The organism is Actinomadura meridiana, assembly GCF_039537545.1.
Classification (GTDB): domain Bacteria; phylum Actinomycetota; class Actinomycetes; order Streptosporangiales; family Streptosporangiaceae; genus Spirillospora; species Spirillospora meridiana.
On the sequence record NZ_BAABAS010000006.1, the window covers coordinates 1,005,464 to 1,021,867 of the forward strand.

The following is a 16,404-nucleotide window of genomic DNA, read 5'->3' on the forward strand; positions in this document are numbered from 1 at the left end:
CCATTAGCCCACGTAATGGCCGTGTTGCCAAGATGGCGCGGGACATCCATCGGGAACAACGCCGGTCTCTTCGTTGTCCCCCTGCACGGGGTGATATCGGCACGCCGACTACCCTCCGTGAGGGCGACGGGCCAGGAGCGGACCACGAGGGACGGGCGCGGCCGTTTCCGGTCATTCTCCGGCTCACAAACCGCCTGCTCATCGCCTCGCGCAATGCCTGAAGGCTGGTTGGAACGATTCTTGTCAAAGAGCCGGTATTGACGCTCGATAATAGAATGATCAAGCTCAGTGAAGCGCCATGCGCCGCTCAGTTCGACCGAATCGCAAAGTTGAAAACCATTGATTGACAATGTTTTACTAAAGGGTTAATCTTCGTTCAGTTCCCGACCTATCGCCATTGGCGGCGTCCAGACAATCCAGGCACCCGGTCCCCGCCTCTTCGGCCAACGAAGGAACAGCAGAACCCACCGTCGAGCAGAGGATTCGCATGCGTAAAGGGATCGCCATTTCGGGCGCCGCCGCCGCGCTCGCCACGACCGTGGTGTCGGTCACGCCGGCCGCCGCGTCCGTGGAGTACCTCCAACGAGGTCCGGACGGGGTCACTATTGAGGTCGCGACGGTCAACGGCAGCGGATGTCCGATCGGCTCCACCGCGATCGCCCTGTCGCCCGACAACGACGCGTTCACGATCACGTACAGCAAGTACCTTGCCCAGGTGGGTGGCAATTCCCAGCCCACCGACGACCGTAAGAATTGTCAGATCAACCTGAGGGTGCACGTCCCGCAGGGCTTCACCTACGCCGTCTCGTCGACGGACTACCGCGGTTTCGCCTCATTGCAGACCGGGGTGACCGGCACCCTGGCCGCCAGCTACTACTTCCAAGGTTATCCGGGTACCAGGCACTACTCGTATGACTGGCCCGGCCCCCTTCGCAAGAACTGGCAGCAGAGCGACCTCGTGCCGGTGCAACAGCTCGTGTTTAAGGAGTGCGGCGAAGAGCGGCTTTTCAACGTCAACACGGAACTGCGCCTGGACCCGGGCGAATCGGACCCGGCGAAGGTCAGCTACATGAGCATGGACTCCACCGACGGCAGCATCAAGACCACCTACCATTACACCTGGAAGACCTGCCCATAACCGGGACGTCGACCCCGGAAAGGCCAACGTGTAGCGGACGCCGCCCAACTAACCGCGCGTCCGCTGCATGCGGGCACCACCTGCTGACGCCAGCTCACCGGACGACACGACAGGCCAGAAGGGGCCCGCCCCCAAAAAACGATGGAGCGGGCGACGGGAATCGAACCCGCGTAGCCAGTTTGGAAGACTGGGGCTCTACCATTGAGCTACGCCCGCTTGGATGAGGGTTGTGGGCCCTCGATCGCCAACCCGTAGCGTACAGGGTTTCGATGGCGGGCGTGTCATGGCGGGTCGCGCGGAGCGGGGCCGATCGGGACTAGACTTCTCGGGTCATCGTGCGTCGCGCGGTGGTGTGCGGGCTGTAGCGCAGTTTGGTAGCGCACTGGCTTTGGGTGCCAGGGGCCGTGGGTTCAAATCCCGCCAGCCCGACCAGAGGAGAGGCCCCATCCCGGAGTAGCGGGATGGGGCCTCTCGCGTGTTCGGGAGATGGAGCGCCTCTAGGCCAGGAGCTCGCGGGCGTTGGTGGCTGCGGTGTGGATCGCTCTCGGCAGGTTTTCGGGGTTGCGGCCGCCTGCGTTCGCCACTGGGCCCTTGCCGCCCGCGCCGCCGCCCACCTCGCGGGACGCGGCGGTCAGGAGGTCGCGGGCCTGGATGTTGGGGTTTGTCGCGGCGACGAGGGCTGCCTTGCCGTTGGTTTCCGTGCCGAGGATGACGATGCCGTTTGGTAGGTGGGTGAGGGTCTTCGTGGCGATGGTGCGGAGGTCTGCGGGCGTTTGGTCGGGGATGAGCTGGGCCACCAGGTGGCCGCCCGGGAGTGGTTCCGCCTGGGACGCGAGGTGCTTCGCGTGGGTTTCCAGCTCGGTTTGGTGGAGGGTCTCTAGGTGGCGTTGGGTTGCCGCGAGGGTTTCCAGGCGTTGTTGGAGGCGGGTTGGCGCCTCGTTCGGGGTGGTGTGGAGGAGCTTGGCTAGTTCGTGGAGGAGATTCTGTTGGTGGTCGTAGTGGTGTAGGGCGTCGGCTCCGGTGAGGGCTTCTATGCGGCGTAGGCCGGTGCCGATGGACGACTCGCCGACGATGTGGACGGGCCCCGCTTGGGAGCCGTGGCCGACGTGGGTGCCGCCGCAGAGTTCGCGGGAAGCGTCGCCGATGTCCACGATGCGGACCTCGTCGCCGTACTTCTCGCCGAAGAGGGCGAACGCTCCTGCTTCCTCGGCATTGGCGCGGGTGGTTTCCCAGACGCGGACGTCCGGGTCGTCTAGGAGGTAGTCGTTCACCAGGGTCTGGACGGGTCCCGGGTCGACGGGGGAGAAGTGGGCGAAGTCGAAGCGCAGGCGGCCCGGTTCGACGCGGGAGCCGCGCTGGGCCGCGTGGTCGCCGAGAAGGCGGCGCAGCATCGCGTGGAGGACGTGGGTCGCGCTGTGGGAGCGGGCGGTCGCGGCGCGGCGGTCGGCGTCGACTACTGCTTCCGCCTCGTCACCTGGGCGCGCCTCGCCGGTCAGGACGCGGGCGGTGTGCACGTGCAGTCCGTCCAGGCCCAGGTGGGTGTCGAGAATTCGCAGCGTCGCGCCGGAGGTTCGCAGGGTGCCCGTGTCGCCGACCTGGCCGCCTGATTCCGCGTAGAACGGGGTACGGGAAAGGACCACCTCGATTTCGGTGCCCTCGGGTGCGGTCGGCATGGGGCCGGTGTTGTCGAGAAGGGCAAGGATGGTTGTTTCCGCTGTGGTGGAGGAGTAGCCGACGAAGTCGGTGGTGCCGTGTTCGGCGGTGATTCGGCGGTAGGTCTCCTGGCGTGCGACTGTGTCGTTCTTGTGGCCTCGACCTGCATGTTGTGCTTGGCGGCGCTGTCCTTCGAGGAGGTTCGCGAATTCGTTCTCGTCGACGGTGAGGCCCGCCGAGCGCGCGGCGTCGATGGTGAGGTCGATGGGGAAGCCGTAGGTGTCGTGCAGGACGAACGCGGTGCGTCCGGGAATGGTCGTGGTCGCGCCGTCGATCGCCGATTCGAGGAGCTGGGAGCCCTGGCGCAGGGTTCGCTCGAAGTTCTCCTCTTCGGCCGTGACCACCTGCTGGATGAGGGTGGTTTGGCGGGTCAGCTCCGGCCATGTCTCGCCCAGATTGCCGATGACGCTGGACGTCAGGCGGGGGAGGGTCAGATCGTCGATGCCGAGTTTGCGTGCGTGACGGATGGCGCGGCGCATCAGGCGGCGCAGGATGTAGCCTCTGCCGTCGCGTGCGGGCAGGACTCCGTCGGCGATGAGGTATGCGATTGACCGGGAGTGTTCCGCGACGATGCGGAAGGAGGTCGAGTCTTCGCTGCCGTCGCGTCCCGGATACTCGCGGCCCGCCATTTCTTGGACGAGTCGGAGAGTGGGTGCCAGGAGGTCGGTCTCGCATACGGTGTCGACGCCCTGGAGGATCGTTGCGAGACGGTCCAGACCCAGGCCGGTGTCGATGTTCCGCGCGGGGAGTTCGCCGAGGACGGGGTATCCGGTTTTGCCGGTTCCCTCGCCGCGAAGGTTCTGCATGAAGACCAGGTTCCACAGCTCCTGGTAGCGTTCGCCGTTCTCCGCTGGTCCGCCTTCACGGCCGAAAGCCGGGCCCCTGTCGTAGTGCAGTTCGGAGGACGGTCCGCAGGGGCCCGGAACCCCCATCGACCAGTAGTTGTCCTCCATGCCGAGGCGTTGGATCCGCTCGGACGGGACGCCCGCCCGCCGCCAGAGCCGTTCCGCCTCGTCGTCGTCCAGGTAGACGGTGACCCAGATGCGCTCGGGGTCGAGGTCGTAGTGGCGGGTGAACAGCTCCCACGCCCACGAAATCGCTTCTGCCTTGAAGTAATCGCCGAAGGAGAAGTTGCCGAGCATCTCGAAGAATGTGGAGTGGCGCGTGGTGCGCCCCACGTTCTCGATGTCGGAGGTCCGGACGCACTTCTGAACGGACACCGCGCGGGAATGGTCCGGTGCCGTCTCGCCGAGGAAGTACGGCTTGAACTGGTTCATGCCCGCGTTGGTCAGCAGCAGCGTCGGATCGGACGGGATGAGCGGGCTGGACGGCACGACGCGATGGTCGCGCTCCTGGAAGAAGTCGAGGAAGGTCGAACGAATGTCAGTCGAACGCATGGGACGGCCTCACGAGGTCGATGGGATGACGGCGCACACCGCCGAGCCGGGCCGGGCACGACTGCTCGTCCCCCAGCTCGGCGCGGCTAGCTCGCCGTCCCACCTCGTGAAAGTCCATCGCCACAACGGTACCGCGCCGCCTCCCGTGACGGCACACCGATTCGCCGGGGCTCCGGCGGTGCGGCCGTCACGCCCGCCCGCGCATACGTTCATGAGATCTTTTTCAGGGCCTCGATTTCGGCGGCCCGCAGGTCGTAGTCGGCGCGCGCCGCGTCGATCTCGCTGATGTGGGTTTCGGCCCAGGACACCAGGGTGTTGGCCGCCTCCATCAAGGTCGCGCCCATTGGCGTGAGCGAATAGTCGACATGCGGGGGCATCACCGGGTACACGGTGCGGCTGACGATTCCGTCGCGTTCCAGGCCGCGCAACGTGACGGTGAGCATGCGCTGGCTGATGCCGTCGATCTCGCGTTTCAGCTCGGTGAACCGCTTGGTCCGTTCGCCCAGGAGCGCGATGACCTGGAGCGACCATTTGTCGCCGACCCGGTCGAGGATCTCGCGGGCCCGGCAACTCGCCGAGTGCGGGTGCAATCCCATGGTTCTCTCCAAGTGACCAGGGCAGGAAAAAGTGCCTTCTTGTGCCGACTCCAAGGGTGTCCGCACCATGGTGACGGTTCCGAACAGGAACCGTCTTACCGTTCATAACCTTAGGAGACACGATGACGACCGAGCTTGTCGAGATCCCCGGCTACGTCGCGGGGACCTGGACGATCGACCCCGTCCACTCCGGGGTCGGCTTCGTCATCCGGCATCTGATGGTCAGCAAGGTCCGTGGCCGGTTCGGGACGTTCGAGGGGACCGTCGTGACCGGCGCCGACCCGCTCGGCTCGGAGGTGACCGCGTCCATCGACCTGGCCTCGATCGACACCGGAAACTCCCAGCGCGACGAGCACGTCCGGGCCGCCGACTTCCTCGACGTCGCCGCGCACCCGACCATGACGTACCGCTCGACCGGGCTGCGGCACGAGGGGGAGGGTCTCGTCCTGGACGGCGAACTGACCCTGCGCGGCACGACCAAGCCCGTGGCGCTGAAGCTGGAGGTCGACGGCTTCGGCCCCGACCCGTTCCGGCAGGACGACCCCTTCAAGGGCGCCCGCGTCGGGTTCACCGCGACCGGCGAGATCAACCGGCTGGACTTCGGTGTGGGCGACCGCGGCACCGTTCCGGGCGGCGCGCTGGGGCTGGGGGAGAAGGTCGAGATCGTCCTGGAGATCCAGGCCGTCCTGCGGACCGAGCCGGAAACGGCGTGAGAAAGGGGCGGGCCCCTGACCGGCGTCCGGTTGGTCAGGGGCCCAATGTCTCGGCTGTCTGAAGGGGCTGGGAGGGTCCCCTCTGCGAACAGCTCAGCCGAGACCGTTCTTGATGGCGGAGATGAGCTCACCGTTGGGGGTGTCCCCGCTGAGCTCCCAGAAGAAGGAGCCGCCGAGTCCCTCGGAACCGGCCCAGTTCATCTTTCCGCCGATGGTGGCCGGCGTGTCGTAGCTCCACCACTCGTTCCCGCAGTAGGCGTAGGACGTTCCGGCGACGGTGCCGGTCGGCGGGCACTTGGACTTGATGTCCTTGTAGTCCTCGATGCCTGCCTCGTACTTGCCGGGCGCGGGAGCGGTCGCCTTCCCACCGGGCTCCTTCTGCGTGACGCCCGTCCAGCCGCGTCCGTAGAAGCCGAGGCCCATCAGGAGCTTGCTGCCGGGAATGCCGAGGCCCTTCAGCTTGGCGATGGTGTCCGCCGTGTTGAAGCCCTCGTGCGGGATGCCCGGGTAGGACGTGAGCGGCGAGTGCGGGGCCGTCGGGCCCTCCTTGTCCCACCCTCCGAAGTAGTCGTAGGTCATGGGCATGAACCAGTCGACGTACTGCGAGGCGCCCTTGTAGTCGGTCGCGTCCATCTTGCCGTCCTTGGCGGCGTCGGCGGTGATCGCGGCCGTCACGAGGTTGTCGGACCCGAACTTGGACCGCAGCGCGGACAGCAGGTTCTTGAAGGCGTCCGGACCGCTCGTGTCACAGGAGAGACCGCAGGCGTTCGGGTACTCCCAGTCGATGTCGATGCCGTCGAACACGTCCGCCCAGCGCGAGTCCTCGACCAGCTTGTAGCAGGAGTCGGCGAACGCGGCCGGGTTCTGCGCGGCCTGGCCGAAGCCGCCGGACCAGGTCCAGCCGCCGAACGACCACAGCACCTTCAGGCCGGGGTGCATCTTCTTCAGCTTGCGGAGCTGGTTGAAGTTGCCGCGTAGGGGCTGTTCCCAGTTGTCGGCGACACCGTCGACGCTCTGGTCGGCACCGTACGCCTTGTCGTAGTCGGCGTAGGAGTCGCCGATGGTGCACTTGCCGCCCTGGACGTTGCCGAACGCGTAGTTGATGTGCGTCAGCTTGCTCGCAGAGCCGCTGGTCTCGATGTTCTTGACGTGGTAGTTGCGCTGGTAGACGCCCCAGTCCACGAAGTATCCGATGACCTTGTCACCGGCGCCCTGGCCGCCGCCGTCGTCGGTGGTGACCGACACGGACTCGGAAGCGGACGAGGCGTTCCCCGCGGCGTCGGTCGCCTTGACCGTGAAGGTGTAGGCGGTCTTCGCCGAGAGGCCGGTGATGGTGGTGCTGGTCCCGGTCACCGACGCGGCCTTGGTGGTGCCGCGGTAGACGTCGTAGCCGGTGACTCCGACGTTGTCGCTTGACGCGTTCCACGCGAGCGTGACGCTTGTGGCGGTCTTGCCGCTGGCGCGAAGTCCGGTGGGAGCCGTGGGAGCGGCGTCGTCGTCCTGGTCGCCGGGGCCACCGCCACCGTCGCAGGACGCCCCGTTGATCTTGCAACCGGTGAAGAAACCGGAACCGGTGCCGTTGAAGCCGAAGCTGGTCTTGGCGCCGGCTCCGAGCGAGGCGGCCCAGGTCGGGTTGCTGAAGGTGTAGTGGCTCCCAGACACGGTCTGGGTGGCGTTCCACACCGACACGGACGTTCCGGATGGCAGATCGGCCTCAAGTTTCCAGCCGCTCAGCGCCGAGTCCGTTCCGTTCGTGATCGTGCAACTGCCGCCGAAGCCGGAGCCCCAGTCCTGAGTCTTCGTGCACTCGGCGGTCACCGTTCCGGCCGATGACGCCGGGGGCGCCGCCAGCAGGGCGGTGGCGACCGCCAGGGTTGCTGCTCCGGCGAGCGCGATGGCCCGCCGTCCGCCCGGTCTTGACATGATTCTCCGTTCGTTCGGCCCCCGAGCAAACAGGAATCCCCGCGTACTCTTAGGAAACTTTCCTAAGAATTGGGTGGATCGTAACCGGGTGGAACGTTGCCTTCAAGAGCTTCGAGACCGGTGGACGGTTGAAACGGCGGTGGTCTAAGCGGCTGCCTGGGCACATACGGGCTGGCCGGAAGAAATAATTTTCACGGTGAACCGAACCAGCCCGGTGCGTCGAGCCTCCACGGATCGCCGGGCGTGACCTGCCGGAGATCCTGTTCCAGCGCGCGCACGCGGTCGGCACCGAGGAGCCTGACCCAGTCGTCCCGAACCCGGTCGAAGATGCGCGCCGAACGCGCCAGGAAGTCGACGCCCTTGGCGGTCAGTCGGACGATCTTGCGCCGCGCGTCGGACGGATCGGCGGCCCGCTCGACATAGCCGGTGCGCTCCAGCGACTCGATCATCTTGCCCGCCGCCTGCTTCGACACGCCGAGGCTGCGGCCGAGTTCCACGGCCGTCGTGCCCCTCGTGCCGATGGCCTGGAAGACGAAACCGTGCATCGGCCGCAGGTCGGTGTGCCCTTCGCGGGCCAGCTCGGCGTGCACCTCGTCGATGATCACACGGAACGCGAGGAACAGGCGCAGCGGCAGCTCGAAGCCGGGGGCATCGCTTGACATAAAAGACAACCTCATTGACTATATGGACAACCACATTGTCCAACTTAGGGGATCGAGACCGATGACGCTCGTCCGCGACGCCGACAGCCGCCGCACCGAGACGCCCAACGGCGTCATGACCACCTTCGCGACGCCCACCCAGGGAGGTACCGACGGCATCGCCGTCTGGCGCGTCGACATGACGCCCGGACGGACCGGCCCGCTGCACGCCTTCGACACCGAGCAGGTCTGGACGTTCCTGGACGGCACCGCGACCGTCGACCTGGACGGCCGCAAGCTGGACGTGGGCGCGGGCGACACCGTCGTCCTGCCAGCCGACCTGCCCCGGCAGATGACGACCGGCGACTCGGGCTTCACCGCCGTCGTCGCGGCCCACGCCGGATGCCTCGCCTACGACCCGAAGGCCCGGGTCGACGACGACAAGTGCGAGATCGAGCCCCAGGGCACCGACCGGATCGTCCCGCCCTGGGCCCAGTGAACGACCTCCAGCCACCCAGACAGTCGCCCAGGCGGGGGAGCGGTGCTCAGGTGCCGAGGTAGGCGAGTACCGCGAGGACGCGGCGGTTGTCGTCCTCGGACTGGGGGAGCCCCAGCTTGCCGAAGATGCTGTTGGTGTGCTTGCTGATCGCCTTCTCGGTGACGAACAGCTTTCCGGCGATCGCCGCGTTCGAGCGGCCCTCCGCCATCAGCCCGAGCACCTCGCGTTCGCGGGGAGTCAGCTGTTGCAGCGGCTCCTCGCGGGCGTGCCGGGTCAGCAGTTGCGCGACCACGTCCGGGTCGAGCGCGGTGCCGCCGTCCGCGACCCGGCGTACTGCTTCGACGAAGACCTTGACGTCCGACACGCGGTCTTTCAGCAGGTAGCCGATGCCGCCGGTGCTGTCGGACAGGAGTTCACGCGCGTACAACTGCTCGACGTGCTGGGACAGCACCAGCACCGGCAGCCCGGGGATCTCGCGTCGAGCCTCCAGCGCCGCCCGCAGGCCCTCGTCGGTGAACGTCGGCGGGAGCCGCACGTCCACCACCGCCACGTCCGGACGGTGCGTCGTCAGCGCCCGCTGGAGGGACGGCCCGTTGTCCACGGCCTCGACGACCTCGAAACCGAACGCGCCGAGCAGTCGGATCAGCCCGTCCCTCAGGAGGGCGAGATCTTCGGCGATGACAACGCGCACGGCAGCTCCATGGTCACGACGGTCGGCCCGCCGGGCGGGCTCGTCACGGCCATGGTCCCATCGAACGCCGCCAGCCTGCGCTCGATCCCCCGCATTCCGGACCCCTGCGCGGGGTCCGCCGAGCCCGTCCCGTCGTCCCCGACGATCATAAGCAGTCGCCCGCCCGCGTGCTCGATCTGGATCCAGGCGCGGTGCGCGCCCGAGTGCTTGACGATGTTGGCGAACATCTCGGCGACCGCGAAGTAGGCGGCCGACTCGACCGGCGCGTCGGGACGTCCCGGCAGGTCGATCTGGACGTCCACCGGCAGCGGCAGGCTCAGCGCGAGCGCCCGGACGGCCCCGTCCAGCCCCCGTTCGGCCAGCACCGGCGGATGGATGCCGCGGACGAGGTCGCGCAGCTCGGTCAACGCCGTCCCGCTGGCGGCGCGCGCCTCGGCGAGCAGCCGCAGCGCGGTCTCCGGGTCGTCCTTCATCATCTCTTCGGCGAGCCCGATGTTCATGCTCAGCGCGACGAGCCGGGCCTGCGCGCCGTCGTGCAGGTCGCGTTCGATGCGGCGCAGTTCGGCGGCGGAGGCGTCCACGGAGTCCGACCGTGTCTCCGTCAGCCGCTGGACGCGCTCGGTCAGCGCCGCCCGCGTCGGCGACAGCAACGTCTGGCAGAACAGCGCGTGGGCCTTCAGGAAGAACGGCCCCACCGGAACCGACACCGCCACCAGCGCCGCACCGAGCACGACGGACCCGACGATGCCGAACACGCCGTAGTCGTCCAGCGGCCAGAACGGGCCCCAGCCGTAGCCCGTGATCTGCCCGAGCCACGGCGACACGAAGACGCCCTCCAGCCCGTAAAGCCCGAGGCCGCCGCCGAGGACCCCGAGGACGAGCGCGGTCGGCACGTTCAGGAACGTCCACAAAAGGTCACGCCACGTCGCCGGGTCGGACAGCACCCACCCCAGCCGCCGGAACACCCCGAGCCCACCCGAAGGCTCCGGGCGGTACGGGACGGGAATCTCCACCCCAGCCCACTCGCCCGCCCATGCGCGCTGCTGGTTCGCGACCCCGCGAATCGCCTGGAACACGGCGGGCACCATCACCACCCCGACGCCCAACGGGATGAAGACGATCGACAGCACCGCGAGAATGAACAACGGAAGGCCCGCGGCGAACGCCACCACGATCTGGATGACGGCGCGGACGAGACTGGTGAACGCCCGCCGTCCGTACACGGCGAATAGCGGCCCTATGGCCAGTTCGCGGTCGCTCACGTGCGTCCTCCACTGCTGCTCTGTCCGGTGGGTCCCGACTCGTTCATTGTGGTCGACACCCCGTCCGCCTCTCAGTGGTGTTAGGCCCCCCATCTGCGACGGTAAAGGTGGACCTAGACCCACCCTGCCCTCACGAACGGGACCGGCCGCTCGAACTCCGTGAGATCTTTGAGAGGACCATGCGGGCGCCGGACGGACCGGGCATCCTCGTGTGGGACAACTCAGACTGAAAGCGGAAACGAGCTGTGACAGCGACCACCAGTCAGACCTCCGCCGGGCATGACGGCCCGCCGCCCATCACCCAGCGCATCGCCGCCGAGATCGGCGTCGGTGAGGGGCAGGTGCGGGTCGCGGTGGACCTCCTGGACGGCGGGGCGACCGTCCCGTTCATCGCCCGCTACCGCAAGGAGGCGACCGGAACGCTCGACGACGCGCAGCTGCGCGCGCTGGAGGAGCGGCTGCGCTACCTGCGCGAGCTGGACGAGCGCCGCGCCGCGATCCTGGAGTCGATCGAGTCGCAGGGCAAGCTCACCGACGAGCTGAGGGCGCAGATCATGGCCGCCGAGGCCAAGGCTCGGCTGGAGGACATCTACCTCCCGTACAAGCCGAAACGGCGCACCAAGGCGCAGATCGCCCGCGAGGCCGGGCTGGAACCCCTCGCCGACCTTCTGCTGGACGACCCGTCCAACGACCCGAACACCGCCGCCGAACCCTATGTCGACGGGGAGAAGGGCGTCGCCGACGTGGCCGCGGCCCTGGAGGGCGCCCGCGCCATCCTCGTCGAGCGTTTCGGTGAGGACGCCGACCTGATCGGCGCGCTGCGCGAACGCATGTGGAACCAGGGCCGGATGATCTCGCGCGTCCGGGACGGCAAGCAGGAGACGGGCGCCAAGTTCTCCGACTACTTCGAGTTCGCCGAGCCGTTCGCGAAGCTGCCCTCGCACCGCGTCCTCGCGCTGTTCCGCGGCGAGAAGGAGGAGGTCCTCGACCTCGACCTGGAGCCGGAGGAGGAGCCCGCCGACGGCGCGCGCAGCTCGTTCGAGGTGGAGATCGCGCGCCGGTTCCAGATCGTCGACCAGGGCCGTCCGGCCGACCGATGGCTGCGCGACACGGTCCGCTGGGCGTGGCGCACCCGGATCCTCGTGCACCTCGGCATCGACCTGCGCACCCGTCTCCGCCAGGAGGCCGAGGACGAGGCGGTCCGCGTGTTCGCCGCCAACCTGCGCGACCTGCTGCTCGCCGCGCCCGCCGGGACCCGCGCCACCATGGGTCTCGACCCGGGCCTGCGCACCGGCGTGAAGGTCGCCGTCGTGGACGCCACCGGCAAGGTCGTCGCCACCGACACGATCTACCCCCACGAACCCCGCCGGAAGTGGGACGAGTCGATCGAGACCCTCGCCAGGCTGGCGCGCGAACACAAGGTCGACCTGGTCTCCATCGGCAACGGCACCGCGTCCAGGGAGACCGACAAGCTCGCCGCCGACCTCATCTCCCGGTACCCCGACCTCGGCCTCACCAAGATCATGGTGTCGGAGGCGGGCGCGTCGGTGTACTCGGCGTCGGAGTACGCGGGCCGCGAGCTGCCCGGCATGGACGTGTCGCTGCGCGGCGCCGTCTCCATCGCCCGCCGCCTCCAGGACCCGCTCGCCGAGCTCGTCAAGATCGACCCGAAGTCGATCGGGGTCGGCCAGTACCAGCACGACATCTCCGAGGTGAAGCTGTCGCGCTCGCTGGACGCCGTCGTCGAGGACTGCGTGAACGCCGTCGGGGTGGACGTCAACACGGCTTCCGCGCCGCTGCTCACCCGCGTGTCCGGAATCGGCGAGGGGCTCGCGGAGAACATCGTCGCGCACCGCGACGCCAACGGCCCGTTCCGCAGCCGGGGCGGGCTCAAGGGCGTCCCGCGACTCGGCCCGAAGGCGTTCGAGCAGTGCGCGGGCTTCCTGCGCATTCCCGGCGGCGACGACCCTCTCGACTCGTCCAGCGTGCACCCGGAGGCGTACCCGGTCGTCCGCCGGATCCTGGACGCGGCGGGCGGCAACATCACCGCACTGGTCGGCAACGCCACCGCGCTGCGCTCGCTGAGGCCCGCCGACTTCGTCGACGCCACCTTCGGGCTGCCGACCGTCACCGACATCCTCGCCGAGCTGGAGAAACCCGGCCGCGACCCGCGTCCCGCGTTCAAGACGGCGACGTTCAAGGAGGGCGTCGACAAGCTCGCCGACCTCGAACCCGGCATGGTCCTGGAGGGCGTCGTCACCAACGTCGCCGCGTTCGGGGCGTTCGTGGACGTCGGCGTGCACCAGGACGGGCTCGTCCACATCTCCGCGATGTCCGACAAGTTCGTCGAGGACCCGCGCGACATCGTCAAGCCGGGCGACATCGTCCGCGTGAAGGTCCAGGACGTCGACCTGCAACGCAAGCGCATCTCGCTGACGCTCAGGCTGGACGAGGAGAACCGCGACCGCAACGACCGTGGCGGCCAGAAACCACGCGGCGGCCAGGGCGGCCAAAGCGGCCAAGGCGGGCAGGGCGGACAGAAGAACCGTGGCGGAGGACGCGGCCAGAACACCGGCCAGGGCGCCGGACGCGGTCAAGGAGCAGGACAGAGCCAGGGCGCCGGCCGAGGCCAGGGGGCGGGACGCGGCCAGGGCGCTGGACGCGGCGGCCAACGCGGCGACGGCAGGGGCGACAGCGGAGGCGGCGGCGCCATGGCCGACGCGCTCCGCCGCGCGGGCCTGGACAAGGGCCTCCCCGGCAAGGACGGCAAGGGTCGCTGACCCCGCGAAACCTCAGTCGCCGAAGCGCCACCGGCCGTCGGCCCCAGTCTCGGTGGGGGCCTGCGGCCGGACCGGACGCCGCGGCGTGGCGGGTTCCGCGTCGCCATACGGAGCGAGGGCGTCTCGCACATGCGGAGAGAGCTGCGGCGGCACCGCGGCCCGTTTCCGCCGACCAGCGGGCCAGAGCTCCGCTCCGTCCTGCCCGGGATCGCCGAAGGGATCAGCCGCCGCCGCCGCGTCCTCGGACTCGTGCGGCTCCCCGGCGACGGGCCGGTGCCGCGGGAACTGCACGACCGCGATCGCACCGAGCACCAAGGCGCCCAGCCGCATCGACGACCGCGCCCCGTCGTCCGGCCAGGGCTCCCCGTACATGAACGTGCCCATCGTCAACAGGTACGACTTCGCGGCGACCGTCATCACCGTCGACACGATCGCGACCCGGCAGCGCTGGAACGCCGTCACCATGATCCCGAACCCGATCGCCGCCGACAGCACCGTCAGATACGGCCACGGCGTCGCGGCGATCTGCGCGCCGGTGGCGTTCGGGTCGTCGCTCCACCCCTTGACCGCCAGCTCCGCCGCCCCGACCGGGAAGCCCGCGCCCAGCCCGTAGGCGATGCCGGTGACCGGACGCGCGTGCCGCCCGTCCGGCCGGTGGTCGCCGAACACCATGATCAGCACCGGCACCGCGATCGCCGGGGCGACCACGACCGCGATCTTCCAGAGCGGCACGTCCGCCGAGGTGATCGGGTCGTCCCCGGGCAGCGAGGCGGCGAGCAGCAGGATCGCCCCGCCGATCAGCAGCGGGCTCAGCCACTCGCGCGGGGTGAGCCGCTCGCCGAAGACCAGCAGCGCGATCAGCAGCAGCGGGACGATGCCGGACATGAAGATCGGCGCGGCCGTGGACAGCGGCAGCCCGCCCAGGGCCCTGATCTGGAGACCGAGCCCGCCGAGCACGAACGCGAGCCCGATCAGGAAGACCCAGTCGGTCAGGATCGTCCACGTCATGTGCGGGATACGGTTGCCCCGGAGAGGGGCCATTCGGTCCGCCGCCAATTTGAAGACGGCGAACCCGAGGTAGTAGAGACCGGTAGCGCTGAAGGCCGCGGCAATCTCGCTCATCCCGGACGAGTATGGGCCTTCTGGGTGCTCGATGTCACTGACTGTGCCGGATTGTTAACTCGAATCCGCACGTCTCGACGGCATCCGATGTCCGCAGCCGGGGCCGCTACCCCATAGACTTGGCCGCGCGAAGGCGCGGAGCCGTGTTCGGCGTGCCCGCGCCGCTGAGAGACTGACCGGCCGGGTGACGACGCGGACGGGCCCCGGAAGGCCCGGTCGCGGGCGGCCGAGGGCTCGCAGAGCACCGAAGAAGCAGCAGCGTCGAACGCCGCGGCGAGACAGCGCCCGATCAAGGAGACCGACCCCAGTGAAGACCGATGTCGAGGAGCTGACCCCCACGCGGGTCAAGCTCACCGTCGAGGTTCCGTTCGACGAGCTCAAGCCGAACCTCGACAAGGCGTACAAGGAGATCTCGCAGCAGGTGCGGATCAAGGGCTTCCGGCCCGGCAAGGTCCCCGCCCCGCTGATCGACAAGTACGTCGGACGGGGCGCTGTCCTCCAGGAGGCGGTCAACGACGCGCTTCCCGAGCTGTACGGCCGCGCCGTCGAGGAGTCCGAGATCTTCGTCCTCGGACAGCCCGACGTCGAGGTGACCGAGCTGGAGGACGGCACCCAGTTCGCGTTCACCGCCGAGGTCGACATCCGGCCGAAGTTCGAGGTGCCCGACTACGACGGCCTCGAGGTCGTCGTCGACGACGCCGAGGTCACCGACGAGCAGATCGAGGAGACCCTCGGCAACCTGCGCGAGCGCTTCGCCTCGCTGACCACCGCCGAGCGGGCCGTCGAGGAGGGCGACTTCGCCACCGTCGACCTGGTCGCGACGATCGACGGCGAGCGGGTGGAGGACGCCTCCACGTCCGGCTACTCCTACGAGGTCGGCAGCAAGTCGGCCATCGAGGGGCTCGACGACGCGCTGGTCGGCCTCGCCGCGGGTGAGGACGCCACGTTCACCGGCGCCCTGGTCGGCGGCGAGCACGCCGGCGAGGACGCCGAGATCACGGCCACCGTGCAGAGCGTCAAGGTCAAGAACCTGCCCGACCTGGACGACGAGTTCGCCCAGCTCGCCAGCGAGTTCGACACCATCGACGAGCTCCGCGACGACGTCCGGACGCGGCTCGGCCGCCAGGTGAAGGCCCAGCAGCTGTCCGACGCCCGCGACAAGGCCCTCGAGGCCCTGCTGGAGAAGATCGACATCCCGCTCCCCGACAAGGTCGTGGACGAGGAGATCGGCCGCCGCAACCAGCAGCTTGAGCAGCAGCTCCAGATGGCGGGCATGTCCAAGGAGGACTACCTCAAGGACGAGGAGAAGTCCGAGGAGGACTTCGACAACGACGTCGCCAACGCCGCCCGTCTCGCGGTGAAGGGCGGCTTCGTGCTCGACCAGCTCGCCGTCCAGGAGGAGCTGAACGTCGAGAACGAGGAGCTCAGCGAGTACGTCGTCTCGCAGGCGATGCAGATGGGCGTGCAGCCGCAGCAGCTCGCCGAGTACCTCACCCAGAACAACCAGCTCCCGGCGATCGTCTCGGAGGTGCTGCGCACCAAGGCGCTGAACCTCGTGGTCGAGCACGTCGTGGTCAAGGACGAGTCGGGCAACGTGATCGACGTCGAGGCCGTCCAGCGCGAGCTGAACGGCGAGACCGTCCAGGCGGAGTCCGACGCCGCCGACGAGACCGACGCCGCCGAGGCCGTCGACGAGACCGACGAGGCCGCCGAGACCGAGGAGACGGCCGAGACCGGGGAGACGGCCGAGACCGGGGAGACGGCCGAGACCGGGGAGACGGCCGAGACCGGGGAGACGGCCGAGACCGGGGAGACGGCTGAGGCCGCCGAGGACGCGGCTGAGACGGCCACGGACGAGCCCGCGGCCGCCGAGGCGAAGGACGCCCAGGACAAGGACGCCTGAGATCTTCCTGACGTTTCCGAGGGCAT

At 68.7% G+C, this 16,404-nt stretch carries 13 protein-coding genes and 2 tRNA genes; 6 read left to right on the top strand and 9 right to left on the bottom strand.

Annotation, left to right across the window (positions count from 1 at the left end; all coding sequences use genetic code 11):
- Positions 1 to 487: 487 nt before the first annotated feature.
- The gene (locus tag ABD808_RS17585; RefSeq protein WP_344897758.1) at positions 488 to 1,138 is read left to right on the top strand and encodes a DUF4360 domain-containing protein; all 651 of its coding nucleotides are present in this window, start codon (positions 488 to 490) and stop codon (positions 1,136 to 1,138) included.
- Positions 1,139 to 1,280: 142 nt separating this feature from the next.
- Here the strand turns inward: ABD808_RS17585 and ABD808_RS17590 are convergent.
- A tRNA-Gly gene (locus ABD808_RS17590) sits at positions 1,281 to 1,354 on the bottom strand.
- Positions 1,355 to 1,493: 139 nt separating this feature from the next.
- On the opposite strand from ABD808_RS17590, the gene ABD808_RS17595 reads away from it, so the two are divergent.
- A tRNA-Pro gene (locus ABD808_RS17595) sits at positions 1,494 to 1,570 on the top strand.
- Positions 1,571 to 1,635: 65 nt separating this feature from the next.
- Here the strand turns inward: ABD808_RS17595 and alaS are convergent.
- The 3 genes from alaS to ABD808_RS17610 all read right to left on the bottom strand — a co-directional run bounded on the left by alaS (position 1,636) and on the right by ABD808_RS17610 (position 4,844).
- Entirely contained in the window at positions 1,636 to 4,248 is a 2,613-nt protein-coding gene (gene alaS / locus ABD808_RS17600; RefSeq protein ID WP_344897761.1) for an alanine--tRNA ligase, read from the bottom strand.
- Positions 4,235 to 4,366: a hypothetical protein gene (locus ABD808_RS17605; RefSeq protein WP_344897764.1), complete on the bottom strand. Its 132-nt coding sequence runs from the start codon at positions 4,364 to 4,366 to the stop codon at positions 4,235 to 4,237. The genes alaS and ABD808_RS17605 overlap by 14 nt, the downstream gene beginning before the upstream one ends.
- Before the next feature lie 91 nt (positions 4,367 to 4,457).
- The gene (locus tag ABD808_RS17610) at positions 4,458 to 4,844 is read right to left on the bottom strand and encodes a winged helix-turn-helix transcriptional regulator (protein WP_344897767.1); all 387 of its coding nucleotides are present in this window, start codon (positions 4,842 to 4,844) and stop codon (positions 4,458 to 4,460) included.
- Between the two features lie 122 nt (positions 4,845 to 4,966).
- Between ABD808_RS17610 and ABD808_RS17615 the strand changes: the two genes are divergently transcribed.
- A complete protein-coding gene (locus ABD808_RS17615; RefSeq protein ID WP_344897772.1) occupies positions 4,967 to 5,557 on the top strand; it encodes a YceI family protein in 591 nt (196 codons plus the stop codon).
- Between the two features lie 93 nt (positions 5,558 to 5,650).
- On the opposite strand, the gene ABD808_RS17620 is transcribed toward ABD808_RS17615, so the two are convergent.
- A complete protein-coding gene (locus tag ABD808_RS17620) occupies positions 5,651 to 7,480 on the bottom strand; it encodes a glycosyl hydrolase family 18 protein (RefSeq protein ID WP_344897775.1) in 1,830 nt (609 codons plus the stop codon).
- Between the two features lie 191 nt (positions 7,481 to 7,671).
- Positions 7,672 to 8,142, bottom strand: coding sequence for a MarR family winged helix-turn-helix transcriptional regulator (locus ABD808_RS17625; protein WP_344897778.1), 471 nt, complete (start codon positions 8,140 to 8,142; stop codon positions 7,672 to 7,674).
- Positions 8,143 to 8,203: 61 nt separating this feature from the next.
- Here ABD808_RS17625 and ABD808_RS17630 point away from each other — a divergent pair, with 61 nt between their 5' ends.
- Positions 8,204 to 8,620: a cupin domain-containing protein gene (locus ABD808_RS17630; RefSeq protein ID WP_344897781.1), complete on the top strand. Its 417-nt coding sequence runs from the start codon at positions 8,204 to 8,206 to the stop codon at positions 8,618 to 8,620.
- 46 nt (positions 8,621 to 8,666) lie between these two features.
- Here ABD808_RS17630 and ABD808_RS17635 read toward each other — a convergent pair whose 3' ends face one another.
- Both ABD808_RS17635 and ABD808_RS17640 read right to left on the bottom strand, forming a co-directional pair.
- Positions 8,667 to 9,311, bottom strand: a complete 645-nt coding sequence (locus ABD808_RS17635; protein WP_344897784.1) for a LuxR C-terminal-related transcriptional regulator — start codon at positions 9,309 to 9,311, stop codon at positions 8,667 to 8,669.
- Positions 9,275 to 10,573, bottom strand: a complete 1,299-nt coding sequence (locus tag ABD808_RS17640; RefSeq protein WP_344897786.1) for a sensor histidine kinase — start codon at positions 10,571 to 10,573, stop codon at positions 9,275 to 9,277. The genes ABD808_RS17635 and ABD808_RS17640 overlap by 37 nt, the downstream gene beginning before the upstream one ends.
- Before the next feature lie 245 nt (positions 10,574 to 10,818).
- On the opposite strand from ABD808_RS17640, the gene ABD808_RS17645 reads away from it, so the two are divergent.
- Positions 10,819 to 13,353, top strand: coding sequence for a Tex family protein (locus ABD808_RS17645; RefSeq protein ID WP_344897789.1), 2,535 nt, complete (start codon positions 10,819 to 10,821; stop codon positions 13,351 to 13,353).
- 12 nt (positions 13,354 to 13,365) lie between these two features.
- Here ABD808_RS17645 and ABD808_RS17650 read toward each other — a convergent pair whose 3' ends face one another.
- Positions 13,366 to 14,475, bottom strand: a complete 1,110-nt coding sequence (locus ABD808_RS17650) for a hypothetical protein (RefSeq protein WP_344897792.1) — start codon at positions 14,473 to 14,475, stop codon at positions 13,366 to 13,368.
- 307 nt (positions 14,476 to 14,782) lie between these two features.
- On the opposite strand from ABD808_RS17650, the gene tig reads away from it, so the two are divergent.
- Entirely contained in the window at positions 14,783 to 16,378 is a 1,596-nt protein-coding gene (gene tig, locus ABD808_RS17655) for a trigger factor (RefSeq protein ID WP_344897795.1), read from the top strand.
- Positions 16,379 to 16,404: the final 26 nt, after the last annotated feature.